The organism is Urbifossiella limnaea (assembly GCF_007747215.1).
GTDB lineage: Bacteria > Planctomycetota > Planctomycetia > Gemmatales > Gemmataceae > Urbifossiella > Urbifossiella limnaea.
Genome location: NZ_CP036273.1, coordinates 5,626,318 through 5,640,153, shown reverse-complemented (window position 1 = coordinate 5,640,153; position 13,836 = coordinate 5,626,318). Strand labels below are relative to the sequence as shown.

Annotated in this window: 11 protein-coding genes and 1 other RNA gene; 7 read left to right on the top strand and 5 right to left on the bottom strand. The window is 71.5% G+C overall.

Annotated elements, in window-relative coordinates; genetic code table 11:
• The first annotated feature begins 374 nt into the window (after positions 1 to 374).
• From ETAA1_RS22975 to ETAA1_RS22965, 3 genes are all read left to right on the top strand, one after another.
• The gene (locus ETAA1_RS22975; RefSeq protein WP_145242661.1) at positions 375 to 1,505 is read left to right on the top strand and encodes a sigma-54 interaction domain-containing protein; all 1,131 of its coding nucleotides are present in this window, start codon (positions 375 to 377) and stop codon (positions 1,503 to 1,505) included.
• 58 nt (positions 1,506 to 1,563) lie between these two features.
• Entirely contained in the window at positions 1,564 to 2,817 is a 1,254-nt protein-coding gene (locus ETAA1_RS22970) for a PQQ-binding-like beta-propeller repeat protein (RefSeq protein WP_145242659.1), read from the top strand.
• 121 nt (positions 2,818 to 2,938) lie between these two features.
• Positions 2,939 to 3,553, top strand: coding sequence for a metallophosphoesterase family protein (locus tag ETAA1_RS22965; protein WP_145242656.1), 615 nt, complete (start codon positions 2,939 to 2,941; stop codon positions 3,551 to 3,553).
• A gap of 4 nt (positions 3,554 to 3,557) precedes the next feature.
• Here ETAA1_RS22965 and ETAA1_RS22960 read toward each other — a convergent pair whose 3' ends face one another.
• On the bottom strand, positions 3,558 to 4,547 hold the full coding sequence (locus ETAA1_RS22960; RefSeq protein ID WP_145242654.1) for a hypothetical protein: 990 nt from the start codon (positions 4,545 to 4,547) through the stop codon (positions 3,558 to 3,560).
• 111 nt (positions 4,548 to 4,658) lie between these two features.
• Between ETAA1_RS22960 and ETAA1_RS32315 the strand changes: the two genes are divergently transcribed.
• Positions 4,659 to 5,063: a hypothetical protein gene (locus ETAA1_RS32315; protein ID WP_202920349.1), complete on the top strand. Its 405-nt coding sequence runs from the start codon at positions 4,659 to 4,661 to the stop codon at positions 5,061 to 5,063.
• A gap of 53 nt (positions 5,064 to 5,116) precedes the next feature.
• Here ETAA1_RS32315 and ribF read toward each other — a convergent pair whose 3' ends face one another.
• Positions 5,117 to 6,052: a riboflavin biosynthesis protein RibF gene (ribF, locus tag ETAA1_RS22950; RefSeq protein WP_145242652.1), complete on the bottom strand. Its 936-nt coding sequence runs from the start codon at positions 6,050 to 6,052 to the stop codon at positions 5,117 to 5,119.
• An 81-nt stretch (positions 6,053 to 6,133) separates the two neighbouring features.
• Between ribF and rnpB the strand changes: the two genes are divergently transcribed.
• An RNA gene (rnpB, locus tag ETAA1_RS22945) (RNase P RNA component class A) lies at positions 6,134 to 6,622 on the top strand.
• A gap of 98 nt (positions 6,623 to 6,720) precedes the next feature.
• On the opposite strand, the gene ETAA1_RS22940 is transcribed toward rnpB, so the two are convergent.
• The 3 genes from ETAA1_RS22940 to ETAA1_RS22930 form a co-directional block, all read right to left on the bottom strand.
• Entirely contained in the window at positions 6,721 to 7,587 is an 867-nt protein-coding gene (locus ETAA1_RS22940) for a hypothetical protein (protein ID WP_145242650.1), read from the bottom strand.
• A gap of 103 nt (positions 7,588 to 7,690) precedes the next feature.
• A complete protein-coding gene (gene treS, locus ETAA1_RS22935) occupies positions 7,691 to 11,014 on the bottom strand; it encodes a maltose alpha-D-glucosyltransferase (protein ID WP_145242648.1) in 3,324 nt (1,107 codons plus the stop codon).
• A 154-nt stretch (positions 11,015 to 11,168) separates the two neighbouring features.
• A complete protein-coding gene (locus tag ETAA1_RS22930; RefSeq protein ID WP_202920348.1) occupies positions 11,169 to 11,831 on the bottom strand; it encodes a BON domain-containing protein in 663 nt (220 codons plus the stop codon).
• A gap of 281 nt (positions 11,832 to 12,112) precedes the next feature.
• Here ETAA1_RS22930 and ETAA1_RS22925 point away from each other — a divergent pair, with 281 nt between their 5' ends.
• Both ETAA1_RS22925 and ETAA1_RS22920 read left to right on the top strand, forming a co-directional pair.
• On the top strand, positions 12,113 to 12,370 hold the full coding sequence (locus ETAA1_RS22925; protein ID WP_145242644.1) for a hypothetical protein: 258 nt from the start codon (positions 12,113 to 12,115) through the stop codon (positions 12,368 to 12,370).
• Between the two features lie 74 nt (positions 12,371 to 12,444).
• Positions 12,445 to 13,830, top strand: coding sequence for a sulfatase family protein (locus ETAA1_RS22920; protein WP_145242642.1), 1,386 nt, complete (start codon positions 12,445 to 12,447; stop codon positions 13,828 to 13,830).
• Positions 13,831 to 13,836 lie beyond the last annotated feature (6 nt).

The window sequence follows — 13,836 nt, the reverse complement described above, 5'->3', positions numbered from 1 at the left end:
GTCTGAAGGGTACATGGCAACGGCGGTGCCGCGAATCGGAAGCGCGGCTCCTGCCGCGGAAAGTACGCCCGCAAGGTCCGTCGCTGACGGCGGTTCGGGATTCGACCGGCCCTGCGGGTTGGGCAACCGGCCGCACCCGGCGGTGTAACTTCTACAGTCCGAACCCGGCGTCGGTTCCTTGTAACTCTTACAGGGGCGAACGTGAGACGAAACCCCAGAGAGCTGAACCAGCATCCCTGTGGTGGAGATTCGGCGAAGGTGCCCGTTTCCAGCGCGAATCGTGTGGCGTTTTCGGGCACACGATGATACACTTCCTCTATCAGAGCTCGGAACGGCTCGAATCCCTGGCTTCCTCTCCCGGAAGCGATCGGTCGATGCCCAAAAACGAGCATGTTGAGCCGCCGCTGCCCGAGATCGTGGGCACAGCGACCGCCATGCAGGACGTCTACCGGCTGGTGCGGCTCGCCGCGCCACGCACGACCACCGTCCTGCTCGTCGGCGAGACCGGCACCGGCAAGGAAGTCATCGCCAAGGCCGTCCACAAGCTCAGCCGCCGCGCCGACGGCCCGTTCATCCGCGTCAACTGCGGAGCCCTCCACGAGAACCTCTTGGAGAGCGAGCTGTTCGGCCACGTCAAAGGCTCCTTCACCGGGGCCGTGGCCGACAAGGTGGGTCGCTTCGAGGCCGCCCACGGCGGCACCATCTTCCTCGACGAGATCAACAGCACCTCGCCCAAACTCCAGGTCAAGCTGCTGCGCGTCCTCCAGGAGCGCGAGTTCGAGCGCGTCGGCGAGAGCAAGACCATCCGCGTGGATGTCCGCGTCATCGCCGCCACGAACGCCTCCCTCGAAGAACTGGTCGAGAGCGGTGACTTCCGCGAGGACCTGTACTACCGGCTGAACGTCATCCCGGTGGTGCTGCCGCCGCTGCGCGAGCGCCGAGACGACATCGCCCCGCTGGCCCAGTTCTTCCTCCGCCGCTACGCCGAAACGCACAAGGTGGCGGTCCCTGAACTCACGCCGCCGGCGGTGGACGCGCTCAAGATCCACGACTGGCCGGGCAACGTCCGCGAGCTGGAAAACACCCTCGAACGGCTCATCGTCCTGGCCGACGGCGGGCCGATCACGGCGGAGTACGTCCGCTTCGGCCGGCCGCGCTACACGCTCCGTACCGCCCGCGGCGCGGCCGCGACGCCCGCCGGGCTCGACGTGAACACCCAGATTCGCCACCTCGTCCGGGCCGGCGTGCAGACGCCTCTGCCCGCCGGGCTCAAGGGGCTCCACCCGTTTCTCGTCGACGGACTCGAGCGCGAGCTGATCGAGGAGGTGATGCGGCAGTGCGGCGACGTGCAGATCAAGGCCGCCGACCGCCTCGGCATCAACCGCAACACCCTGCACAAGAAGCTCGAGCAGTACCGGGTCGACGACGCCCGCGCGGCCGCGGCCCTCACGCCGACGGAACAAACCGCCAACGGTACGCCCGAGCCCGCCGCCGAATCCGCGTAGCCCACCCGCCACGTCCGGCGTAGCCTGTCGGGGGTCACTTCTCCCCGGGAGATTCGCCATGATTCGCTCCCTTCTCGCGTGTTCCGTCGCCGTCGCGATCGCCGGTTCGCTCGCCCTCCGGGCCGACGACTGGCCGCAGTGGCGCGGCCCGGCCCGCACCGGCGTCAGTCAGGAAACCGGCCTGCTGAAGGAGTGGCCGAAGGACGGCCCGCCGCTGCGCTGGAAGCGCACCGACATCGGCCCGGGCTACTCGGCCCCGGCCGTCGTCGGTGGCAAGGTGTACCTCCAGACCACGGCCGGCGAGCAGGAGTTCGCCCTGGCGCTCGACGAGAAGACCGGCAAGGACGTCTGGAAGACGCCGATCGGCGCCGTCGGCGAGAACTACGGGGTGAAGGAGTACCTCGGCACCCGGGCCACGCCGACCGTGGACGGCGACCGCCTGTACTGCCTGTCAAGCGCCGGCCAGCTCGTCTGCCTCGGGACCGACGGGAAGGTCCGCTGGCAAAAAGACCTGATGAAGGACTTCGGCGGCAAGGTCGGCCGGCCGCCGACTCAGGGGTGGGCGTACAGCGAGTCGGTGCTGGTGGACGGCGACCGCGTCGTCTGCACCCCGGGCGGGGCGAAGGCCACACTCGTCGCCTTGAACAAGCTCACCGGCGCGACCGTGTGGGAGTCCGCCGTACCCGGCGGCGACGCGGCCGAGTACGCCTCGGTCGTGCCCGTGGAGGTCGATGGGGCCAAGCAGTACGTTCAGTTCCTGGAGAAGGGCGTGGTCGGCATCGACGCGGCCGGCGGCAAGTTCCTGTGGCGGTACGAGAAGACTGTTGACAAGGGGGCGAACATCATCACGCCGGTCGTGCAGGGGAACAAGGTGTTCACGGCCGGCAGCCGCACCGGCGGCGGGCTCGTCGAACTGACCGCGGCCAGCGGCGGCGTGACCGCCAAGCAGGTGTACTTCGACAAGCAGATTACGCCGAGCATCGGCGGTGCGGTGCTGGTGGACGGTCACCTGTACGGGACCGGCGGACAGGCGCTGATCTGTGTCGAGTTCGCCACCGGGAAGGTGAAGTGGACGGAGCGCGGCGTCGGGGCCGCGAGCCTGTGCGCGGCCGACGGCCGGCTGTACGTCCGCGGCCACGCCGGGGACGTGGCGCTGGTGGAACCGAGCCCGGCCGAGTACCGCGAGCGCGGCCGGTTCAAGCAGCCCGACCACGGGAAGACGCTGGCGTGGCCGCATCCGGTCGTGGCCAACGGCGGCTTCTACCTCCGCGACATGGGCGTGCTGCTGTGCTACGACGTGCGGGCGAAGTGACGCCGCCGATGTGTACGGCTGTACCGTAATGTCCGACTGGGAGGAGTCAAGGAATTCAGCGCGGATTCTTCGTGGGGGAGCTACGAGCTGCTCCCCCGCGAGTCGCAACCACACCTACACCATGCGCCTCCTGTTGTTCAGCGACCTACATGCCGATCGCCCCGCCGCCGTCGCGCTGGCCCGCGCCGCGGCGGCTGCCGATCTGCTCGTCGGCGCCGGCGACTTCATCAACGGCCGCGATACTTCTCGCTTCCCGGACTGTCTCGACGTACTCCGCGGCACCGGTAAACCGGCTGTGCTCGTTCCCGGGAACAACGAGTCGGCCGACGAGCTAACCGATGCCTGCCGCGGGTGGCCCGGCTGTCACGTTCTCCACGGCGCGGCAGCGAGCGTCGACGGCATCACGTTTTACGGCGTCGGTGGCGGCATTCCGGTCACGCCGTTCGGCAGCTGGAGTTATGACTTCGACGAACAACAGGGCACGGCACTCCTCGCGGCGGCGCCGAGCGGGTGCGTGCTCGTCGTTCACTCGCCGCCGAAGGGGGTCGTGGACGTGTCGAGTCGCGGCGGCAGCATCGGCAGCACGGCGATCCGCGACGCCGTGCTGCGCGTGCGGCCGCGACTCGTGGTGTGCGGGCACGTCCACGGCAGCAACGGCACCACCGGCGAGTTGGCCGGGGTGCCCGTCGTTAACGCCGGCCCCCGCGGCGTGACGTGGGAACTCGCCAACGCCTGAGCCGTCACTCCGGCGCGGCGGTTAGCCGGGCCACGCGGTCGGCCAGCGCCCGCAGGTCGGCGCGCTCGCCGGCCTGCGGGTAGGGGAAGGGGATCACCCACCACCCCTCGGTGAACGACGCCGATTCGCCCGGCCGCAGCCGCTCGCGGGGGCCGATCGGCTCCAGCTCGATCCGCGGTCCGGTCGGGTACCACACTGAGAGTGTCAGCCCCGCGGCCTCGTTGTAGACGCGGTCCGGGAACGTCGGGAATCGCTTGACGAACGCCACGTTGTTCGGCATCAGGTACGCCAGCCAGCCGGCGTAGGTGTCGAACCCGAGCTTCGGCTTCCGCGGCGGGGCCAGGATTTCCAGAAAGCCGTCGCGCTCGCGGATGTTCGGGTCGGTGTTGCGCACGTTGATCGTCGCCCCCTCCTCGTACATCGCGTAGCGCGACGGGAAGCGGCTCGGGCGGTCCCCCAGCGGGATCACGCAAATGCCGCCGCCGGGCGAGAACGACCGGCCCCAGTGGCACACCTCGCGGACCTCCTTGCCCACGTTCGTCATCGTTTGCTTGCAGTTCAACCCCACGAGCGCCCCGCGCGGCACCAGCCGGAACTCGCGCACCAACTGCACGCCGGCCGGGTCGTCGCGCGGACTCGTCAGCCGCACGGCGTTGTCCTTCGTCACCTCCGCGGACCAGTCGCCGCCCCACGTCTTCGGGTGCGCCGGCACGGTCAGCTCGGGGCCGAAGTCGAACCGGCCGGCGCTCGACGGCGGCGGCTGGCCCGGCTTCCAGGCCTTCTCCGCGGGGTCGAGCCACATGGCTTCGGCGGTGCCGGCGGTGAACGACAGTACACGCCCGCCGGCCTCCGGGGCGACGACGGCCCGGCCGCTGCCGAGCGTCAGTTCGACGGCTCTCTCGTACCCGTGGAAGGGCGTTTGGCGGGCGGTCGGCTCCTGGGCCGCGGCGGGGGCGGCGGCCAGCAGCAGGGCGGCGAGGGTGCGGGCGGGCATGAATTGGCTCCGGGGAGGGTGCGGTTCCGCGATTCGGGCCGCGGTCTGGTCTACTCAAACCCCCGAGAATGCGGTAGAATACATGCCCCGCCCCTACCCACGGAGTGATCGATGGCGTTGTCCCGGCTAGCGAAGAAGTTGCGAGAACTCGAGCCCGACCAGTCCGCCGACGGTTCCTCGTCCAAGAAAAACAAGAAGAACAAGAAGGCTCCCACGGGCCAGGGCCCGGCCCCCACGCCCGCCGCCCCGGTCGCGGTCGCCCCGGCCGCGCCGCCGGAGCCGGTGGCCCCGCCGGAGCCGCCCAAGCCCGGGAAGCGGCAGCAGGAAAAGGTGAAGCGGCCGAAGTTCGTGTACGTTCCGGATAAGACGGAGCGGAAGCCGCTGCCCGAGAAGAAGACCGTGCAGGCGCCGCCGGTCACCAGGCTGGCCGCCCGGCTGATGACGCAGAACCTGGCCCTCCCGCCCGACGACGAGCCGGCCCGAGGCCCCACCCTGCCGGGGTTCGGCCGCCTGTAAGTCGACCGCGAGATCCCAGGCGTACCGGGGGCGCGAGCCCCCGGTTTTTTCATTTACCCACCGCCCAGCACCCCCCGCGCGGCAGCCACGTCGCGGGCTAGCTGCGCGACCAGTTCTGCCGCGCCGCCGAACGGCCGCGTGTCCCGCAGTTTCGCCACGAACTCGACCGGCAGGGCCGCCCCGTACAGGTCGCCGGCGAAGCCGATCAGGTGCACCTCGACCTTCCGCGCGTCGTCGCTGAACGTCGGGTTCGGGCCGACGTTCGCCGCGGCCGGCCACGTCGCGCCGTTCACCGCGGCACGGACGGCGTACACGCCGTTTCCCGGTAGCAGGGTCGGTACGTCGCCGAGGTTCGCGGTCGGAAAGCCGATCGTGCGGCCGCGGCGGGCGCCGCTCACCACCTTCCCCGTCACGCGGTACGGCCGGCCGAGGAGCGCCGCCGCCCCCTCGACGTTTCCCGTCAGCAACGCCGCCCGCACCCGGCTGCTCGACACCGGCCCGTCGGCGTCGGCGAGCGGCGGCACCTCCTCGAACCCGACGCCCGCGGCCGCGCACAGGTCCGCCAGCATCGCCGTGTCGCCGGCCCGGCCGCGGCCGAAGCGGAAGTCGTACCCCTCGACGACGGCCTTCGACCCGAGTTGGCGGAGGAGCACGTCGCGGACGAACGCCGCCGGCGGCAGCGCCAGCAACTCCCGGTCGGGTCGGTACACGATGACACGATCGGCCCCGGCGGCGCGCAACAGGTCGGCCCGGTCGGCGGTCGTGGTGAGCGGCGGCCGCGGCGGGGCGTCCGGCACGAGCACCGAATACGGCGGCGGGTCGAAGGTGACGGCGACGGCGGGGCCGCCGAGCCGCGCCGCCCACCGGGCGGCGGCGGCGACGAGCGCCTGGTGCCCGCGGTGGACGCCGTCGAAATTGCCGACGGTGACCGCCCCGCCCGCGAACCCCGGCGGGGCGGCGGCTGTCCGGTCCAGCGTGGCGGTGGTCATCGGGCTATTGTGGGCGACGGGTCGAACCCGGCCACCACTCTACCCGGAGCCGCCGCCGCGGGTAGGTTGAGAACGGGTCTGACGGCCGGCGGGACGGCCGCCCCGCAAGGGGAGGAAAGTCCGGGCTCCACAGGGTGCGGTGGTGGGTAACGCCCACCCCCGGTAACGGCTTCGGGACCGGCCCGGGCCGCCAGCGGGCGGGACAGTGCAACAGAAAGATACCGCCTCGTCGTCACTCGTCATTCGTCATCCGTCATTCGAGGGGCGTGAACCTTTCGGTCTGCCCCCCGAATGACGAATGACGAATGACGAGTGACGAAAGGTAAGGGTGAAATGGTGCGGGGCGAAAGCCCTTAATGTAAGAGCGCACCAGCGGCCGGGTGACCGGCCGGCTCGGCAAACCCCACCGGGAGCAAGGCCAAGCAGGGGACAGGACCGGCCCGGTCCGTTACGATCCCCGGGTAGGCTGCTCGACCCCACGGGCAACCGTGGGGCTAGATAAATGGCCGTCGCCGCCGTGGTCGCAAGGCCGCGGCGGGACAGAACCCGGCTTACACGCCGGCCGGCAGACCCTCCGGCTTTTTCGGCGAGCGGCCGGCGTCAGCCGGCTGGTGGCGGACTCAGACACCTGAGGTCGCCACCAGCCGGCTGACGCCGGCCGCTCGCCGTCACCGGATCCGCACGTCGCACTCGCCGACCGCCAGGTCGTCCCACACCGTCGGGCCGAAGCCGTCGTCGTCCGGCGCGAGGACCGGCAGTTCCAGAATGCCCGTGACGCGGTACGTCCCCGGCCGCGGGAATGTGAACCACTTCGTCACGTCCACCTCCGCGCGGAACGCCTCACCCGGCCGTAGCGCCCGCACCGACATGATGCCGCCGAAGTTGGTCGCGTCGCCGGTGTCGGGCAGGCCCTTGCCGTCCTGCCCCTCCTGGGCGACGAAGCGGAACTGGTTGTCCCGCCGGCCGCGCTGCTTGCCGCCGAACGTGAACCGGAGCGTCTCGGTCCCGGTGTTCTTCAGCGCGAGCTTCAGCACCACCGGCTCGCCGGCCTTGAACGTCGGCTTGTCCGGCGTCCAGCGGACCTCGAAGCGGTGGCCGGGGTGGTTCCGCCGCTCCGGCGTGATGCGGTACTTCGCCCCCACGGTGCGGGCCGCGGCCGCCGTCCACAGGTTCGCACCGGCATAGGTCACCCCGTCCGCCCCAAGCGTACCGGTGCCGAGGTGGATTACGACGCCGTCCACGACGAGCGCCGCCTGCCCCCCCGTCGGGTCTTTCAGTACAGGCCCGAGGCCCGTCAGCGTCAGGTGGTAGCGGCTGTTGTCGTTCGTCTGCGACTTCAGCGCCGTCGCCTTGCCGATCCCCGGCGACAGCCGCTTGCCGAGGACCGCGGGTGCGCCGTCGGTGAGTGTCACCGGGCGGCCGGGGCCGTCGAAGCGGAGCTGGTAGACGCCGTCTTCGAGTGGGTCCTCGGCCGGCGGCTGGGCGCCGACGGTAAGGGCGAGCAGCGCGGCGGCGACGAGGGTGCGACGGGGCATCGGGTCGGCTCCAGTGGCGACTCCCGCATGGTGACCGGTGCGCGGTCCCGCGTCGAGCGGCTGTTACGGACGGGTGACGGTGCCCGCGCCGCCGCGAGCGGCGTCATCCCGGCGTCCCGAGCAGTTGCAACAGCCCCGCCAGCGGCACCGCGGCCCGCTCGGGGCTCGTCGCCAGTTCCGCGTCCAGCTCTTGCAGCGCCTTCTCCAGCACCAGAGCCTCCAGTAACGCTCGCCGGCCGGCGTCGTCCGGCGGCAACAACCCCGTCGGGCCTACGACTTCCAGGTACGCCGCCACGAACTCCCGCGACACGCGACGCTGCCAGGCGTCGGCCCAGGGCGTCAGCGCGGCCACGTCCTCGGGGCGGATCACGCCCTGCGCCCGGCCGCGGCGGCCGTTCAGGCCGAACAGCACCGACCGACACGCGAAGTCGAACGAGCGGATCATGCTCGCCACGTCGCGCAGCGGCGACCGCTTCACCCGCCGCTCCTCGACGGTGCGGGACACCTCGCCGTCGAAGTCGGTGACTACGAAGTCGCGGCCGGTGTGGAGGAGTCGGCCGAGGTGGTAGTCGCCGTGGACGCGGATACGCGAGCCGCCGAGGTCGGAGGTCAGCACGATCCGGAACCGGTGGCTCAGCTCGCTCTCGCGGTCGAGCAACTCGGCCGCGCCGGGGACGCGGTCGGCGACCGTCCGCACGGTGCGCAGGACGCGGCCGGCGGTGTTCCGCATCGTCTGGTAGACGGACCGCTGGTACAGCTTGCCGAACGGCTCCGGTGCGAACGCCGGGCCGCCGATCGGGTCGGCGAGCGCCACGTGCATGTCGCCGGTCAGCCGACCGAGGTGGCGGGCCGTGTCCACGAACCCGCGGGCGAGTTCCTCCCAGCCGCTCGTGTCTCGCGGTTCCGCCTCCACCCACGGGCCGATGAGCGGCTCGTGGTGCGGCGGTTGGGGCGCGGCCTCCTTCGACAGCGCGGCCACGCGCTCGAAGTAGCGGCTGAGTTCGTCCAGCGAGTACAGCCACGCGGTGCCCTGGTGCGGGACGTGGCGGTACAGCACGCCCAGCGTCGCCGGCTGGCTGCCGCGGCGGCGGTACTCGACGGACCCGGCCACGGGGGCGAACGCGGTGAAGTTCGGCCGCCCGGCCAGAACTTTGCCCACTTCCGCCGCCGGGGCGATGCCGTCGTCGACGCGCCGGTACGACTTGAAGACGTACTGGTCGCCGAACAGCACGGTCAGCGTGTGCCGGCCGGTGCGGCGGACGCTGACGGGCAGGGCGTCGGCCGCGTCCAGGTCGGCGGCCGGCAGTGGCGGCTCCGTCGGCTCGAACACGACTTCGCCCTCCGGCAGGGGGCGCGCCCGCCGGCCGAGGACCGCCCGTAGCACGGCGCGGGCGCACGCCGGCACCGCCAGCGCGTCCACGAACACGCCGGGCTCCGGGCCCCGCACGCGCGCCAGCCCGACCTCCGCGACGGGGGCGGTGAGTTCACCCAGTTGCTCGTCCGGTACGAACGCCAGCGACAGCGACAGGAGCTCGGGCACGCCCGTGCGGTACTCGACCGTCAGCAGGAGGAACCACACCGGCAACTCGCGGCCGACCGGGACGGCGGCTCGGACGTGGGCCGCGGTCACGACCGTGTGACCGGTGATGCCGCGGCGGGTGAGGTAGTCCGGCAGCACCGCTTCGAAGTCGTCGAGGCCGCTGGGGTCGAACCGGTCCGACAGCGGCGACTCGCCCGGCAGCGCCGGCAGTTCCGGGACCGGGTGCGCGTCGGTCACGACGTGCGGGTCGGTGTGCGGCAGGGAGAGGCAGTAGACGGCGTGCGGCCCGAGCGTCAGCAGGTACGGCAACTCGCCGACCCGCGGGAACGCGGTGCGGCCGAACACCTCCTCGGGGACGACGCCCAGGAACTCGCGCAGGTCCAGTTCGGCGAACTGCACGAACCGCGACAGGTTGGCCACGACCAACAGCCGCTCGTCGCGGAACTCGCGGAGGAAGGCCAGCACCTTCGAGTTCGCGGGCCGCAGGAAGCGGATGGTGCCGCGGCCGAAGGCCTGGAACCGCTTCCGCAGCGCGATCAGCCGCTTCGTCCACCACAGCAGCGAACTCGGGTTGTTCTGCTGCGTCTCGACGTTCACCGCCTCGTAGTGGTACTCGGCGTCGATGACGACCGGCAGGTACAGCTTCTGCGGGTTGGCCCGGCTGAACCCGGCGTTGCGGTCGCCGCTCCACTGCATCGGCGTCCGCACCCCGTTCCGGTCGCCGAGGTAGATGTTGTCGCCCATGCCGATCTCGTCGCCGTAGTACACCACCGGCGTGCCCGGCAGGCTGAACAGCAGGGCGTTCATCAACTCGATGCGGCGGCGGTCGTTCTTCAGGAGCGGGGCGAGGCGGCGGCGGATGCCCAGGTTGATGCGCGCCGTGCGGTCCTCGGCGTAGGCGCGGTACATGTAGTCGCGCTCCTCGTCGGTCACCATCTCCAGCGTGAGTTCGTCGTGGTTGCGGAGGAACGTACACCACTGGCAGTTGTCCGGGATCGGCGGCGTCTGTTCGAGGATGTCGAGGATCGGAAAGCGGTCTTCCTGGTGGAGCGCCATGTACAGCCGGGGCATGACGGGGAAGTGGAACGCCATGTGGCACTCGTCGCCGTCGCCGAAGTACGGCAGCACGTCCTCCGGCCACTGGTTCGCTTCGGCCAGGAACATGCGGCCGGGGTACTTCTCGTCCATGCGGCGGCGCAGCGCCTTCAGGAAGACGTGCCCCTCCGGGAGGTTCTCGCAGTTGGTCCCTTCGCGCTCGTAGAGGTAGGGGATGGCGTCGAGCCGCATGCCGTCCACGCCCATGTCGAGCCAGAAGTCCATGAGCGGGAACAGCGCCTCCCACACGGCCGGGTTGTCGAAGTTGAGGTCCGGCTGGTGGTGGTAGAAGCGGTGCCAGTAGTACTGCCCGGCGACCGGGTCGAGCGTCCAGTTCGACGGCTCGAAGTCCTTGAAGATGATGCGGGCGTCGGCGTACCGCGTGGGGTCGTCGCCCCAGACGTAGAAGTCGCGCTCGGGGCTCCCCTTCGGCGCCCGGCGGGCGCGCTGGAACCACGGGTGCTGGTCGGACGTGTGGTTGATGACCAGTTCGGTGATGACCTTGATGCCGCGCTTCTTGGCCTCGGCGACGAACTCCTGGAAGTCGGCGAGCGAGCCGTACTGGGTGTGGACGTTGGTGTAGTCGGCGATGTCGTAGCCGTCGTCGCGGAGGGGCGACGGGTAGAAGGGCATGACCCAGATGGCGGTGACGCCGAGGTCTTCGATGTAGTCGAGCTTGCGGGCGAGGCCGCGGAAGTCGCCGTACCCGTCGCCGTCGCTGTCGTGGAAGGCCCGGACGTGGACCTGGTAAATGACCGCGTCCTTGTACCAGAGCGGGTCCGAGTCGGGCATGGCGGGGCGGCTCGCGCGGAGTATGACGTGACGGCCCGCGGTGCGAACAGCGTGCCGGCTCACACGACCCCGCCCGACGCCCGGGCCGGGGGGCAATGCGAAACGCCCGGGGGAGGCCCCCGGGCGTCATCATTCTACCCGCGACCGCTCGATCTCACCAGAACCGGACGCGCCAGTAGTCGTGCGGGGCGGAGTTGCGGCCGAGGTACCAGTGGCCGTCCTCCCACTCCAGCGTCACCTTCCGCCAGCCGAGCGGCACCTTCGGGAACGGGTAGTACGGCCCGATGTACGGGAACGCGTTGTACGGGTACGCCTCCGGGTAGCCGACCCGGCTCACGTTGTTGTGCGGGGCGTACGTCGGCCACGCGTACGGCGGCAGCGGCGGGGCCTGCAGGTCCGGGGTGATCGAGCCCGGGACGCCGAGCGGCACCGGCTCCACGACCGGGTTGCCGCCGCCCAGGTGGGCCGGCGGCACCGGCGGGGCGACCGGCGCGGCGCCCGGGGCCGGGAACTGCACCGGGGTCACGGCGGTGCCGCGGACCACGATGCCGTCCTCGACCAGCGTCACCCCGGGGGTGCCGCGGACGGCGGCGATCACCGCGTCCTTCTGGACGGCGGACACGGCCGTGCCCAGAACGCGGACGGTGCCGCCCTGGGTGAGGACCGACAGGTCCGCCCCGCCGACACTCGGCAGGGCGCCGACCCGCGCCTTGACGGCGTCGGCGAGCGGCTGGTTGGGGTTGGCAGACTGAGCGCCGGCGGTGCCGGCCGAGATCCCGGCGGCGGCGGCGAGCGAGAACAGGGCACGCACCTTCACGGCGAACCTCCTTGTCACGAGAACGTGCGCGGATTCCGACGCCGTTCTTATCAGCCCGCCGCCCTCCCGAACCGAACCGCCGATCCCGCTTCCCCGGCCCGAACCTGCCGCCCGCGCCGCTCCCGCCGGCACCACCCCACCCGGCCCACCGACCCGCACATTCGGCCCGCCCGCCGGCCCGGCGCCGCGGTTTCGCTCAAGTCGCGCCGCAAGTGCCGGCGCGGGGCGAACATGCGGGCGACCAAAAAGTGGGGTTGTGCGGCCGGCGGTCTGCTGAGATGATGCCGCGTCCGTCCCACCCCGACATGGAGGTCGTGGTCATGATCGTGACGAATCCGTCCGCGTTCGCGCCGCAATCCCCCGCCATCGACGTGTCCGAGGCCCGCTGGGCGACCGAGGAGCTGGCCGCTCTGATCGGCCGGCTGGAAGCGGATTCGCCGGTGGCCCTGGTGCTGAAGCACGCCCGCCGCGAGATCGCCAGTCTGACCCAGCAACAGCAGCCCGCGCGGGTCGTCGGCCCGCTCCGCATCGCGGCGTGACAATCGACGTTTGACGCCGGCCCAGCTGCCGGCGACAATGCGGCCCGGCCCCTCTCCGCCGAGGCCCGCGTGTCATGCCGCGTCTTGTCTGCCTTGTCCTTGTCGTGGCGTCCGCCGGCACCGCCCGCTCCCAGGAGCCGGCGGCGCGGCCGAACGTCGTCGTGTTCCTCGCCGACGACCTCGGCTGGGGCGACCTCGGCTGCTACGGCCACCCCGCCATCCGCACGCCGCACCTCGACGCGTTCGCCCGGGAGGGCGTGCGGCTGACCCAGTGCTACTCCGCGTCGGCGGTCTGTTCGCCGTCGCGGTCGGCGATCCTGACCGGCCGCACGCCGTACCGCAACGGCGTGTACACGTGGCTTCAGGAGGGGAGCGAGGTCCACCTCCGCACGAGCGAGATCACCCTGCCGCGGCTCCTGCGGGCGGCCGGGTACGACACCGCGCACGCCGGCAAGTGGCACCTCAACGGCAAGTTCAACGACCCGGCCCAGCCCCAGCCGAACGACCACGGCTACGCGTACTGGCTCGGCACGCAGAACAACGCCGCCCCCAGCCACAAGAACCCCACGAACTTCGTCCGCAACGGCAAGGCGGTCGGCCCGCTGGAGGGGTACTCGGCCCCGCTCGTGGTCGGCGAAGCCGTGACCTGGTTGCGGCAGCACCGGGACAAGGCGAAGCCGTTCTTCCTGGCTGTGTGGACGCACGAGCCGCACCTGCCGATCGAGAGCGACCCGCAGTTCCAGGCGCCCTACGCCGGCATCGCCGACGCCGACGTGCGGCAGCACCACGGCAACGTGACGCAGTTGGACCACGCCTTCGGCCGGCTCATGGCGGCGCTGAAGGACGAGAAACTCGCCGACAGCACACTCGTGATCTTCACCGCCGACAACGGCCCGGAGGGCGACGGCACGAGGGGCCGCACCCGCGGCTCGACCGGCGGCCTCCGCGGCCGCAAGCGGAGCATGTACGAGGGCGGCATCCGCGTGCCGGGCATCGCGCGCTTCCCGGGCCGCATCCCCGCGGGTCGGACCTCGGACGTGCCGGTCGTCGGCTCCGACCTGTTCCCGACCGTCCTCAACCTGGCCGGCGTGCGGCCGCCGGCCGACCGCGTCGTCGACGGGGCCGACGTGTTCCCGGTGCTCGCCGGCCGCGCCACGGCCGTGACCCGCGCCCAGCCGCTCTACTGGCGGCTCGACATGGCCCCGAACAACCTCCACATGGCGCTCCGGCAGGGCGACTGGAAGATCGTCGCTGCCCGCGACCTGTCGAAGGTCGAGCTGTACAACCTCCGCGACGATCCGAACGAGGCGACCGACCGCAGCGGCACCGAGCGCGACCGGCTGGCGGCGATGACGGCGGCGCTGCGCGAGCACAACACGGCGGTGGAGCGCGAGGGGCCGGACTGGTGGCGGCGGCTCAGCCCCAACGGGGCCGGGGCGCCGAAGAAGGGAAAACAGTAGCCGGCC

Excerpts from the sequence above, each read along its gene's own strand:
- ETAA1_RS22975 (WP_145242661.1), top strand. The coding sequence starts at position 375 with ATGCCCAAAAACGAGCATGTTGAGCCGCCGCTGCCCGAGATCGTGGGC.
- ETAA1_RS22970 (WP_145242659.1), top strand. The coding sequence starts at position 1,564 with ATGATTCGCTCCCTTCTCGCGTGTTCCGTCGCCGTCGCGATCGCCGGT.
- ETAA1_RS22965 (WP_145242656.1), top strand. The coding sequence starts at position 2,939 with ATGCGCCTCCTGTTGTTCAGCGACCTACATGCCGATCGCCCCGCCGCC.
- ETAA1_RS22960 (WP_145242654.1), bottom strand. The coding sequence starts at position 4,547 with ATGCCCGCCCGCACCCTCGCCGCCCTGCTGCTGGCCGCCGCCCCCGCC.
- ETAA1_RS32315 (WP_202920349.1), top strand. The coding sequence starts at position 4,659 with ATGGCGTTGTCCCGGCTAGCGAAGAAGTTGCGAGAACTCGAGCCCGAC.
- ribF (WP_145242652.1), bottom strand. The coding sequence starts at position 6,052 with ATGACCACCGCCACGCTGGACCGGACAGCCGCCGCCCCGCCGGGGTTC.
- ETAA1_RS22940 (WP_145242650.1), bottom strand. The coding sequence starts at position 7,587 with ATGCCCCGTCGCACCCTCGTCGCCGCCGCGCTGCTCGCCCTTACCGTC.
- treS (WP_145242648.1), bottom strand. The coding sequence starts at position 11,014 with ATGCCCGACTCGGACCCGCTCTGGTACAAGGACGCGGTCATTTACCAG.
- ETAA1_RS22925 (WP_145242644.1), top strand. The coding sequence starts at position 12,113 with ATGCCGCGTCCGTCCCACCCCGACATGGAGGTCGTGGTCATGATCGTG.
- ETAA1_RS22920 (WP_145242642.1), top strand. The coding sequence starts at position 12,445 with ATGCCGCGTCTTGTCTGCCTTGTCCTTGTCGTGGCGTCCGCCGGCACC.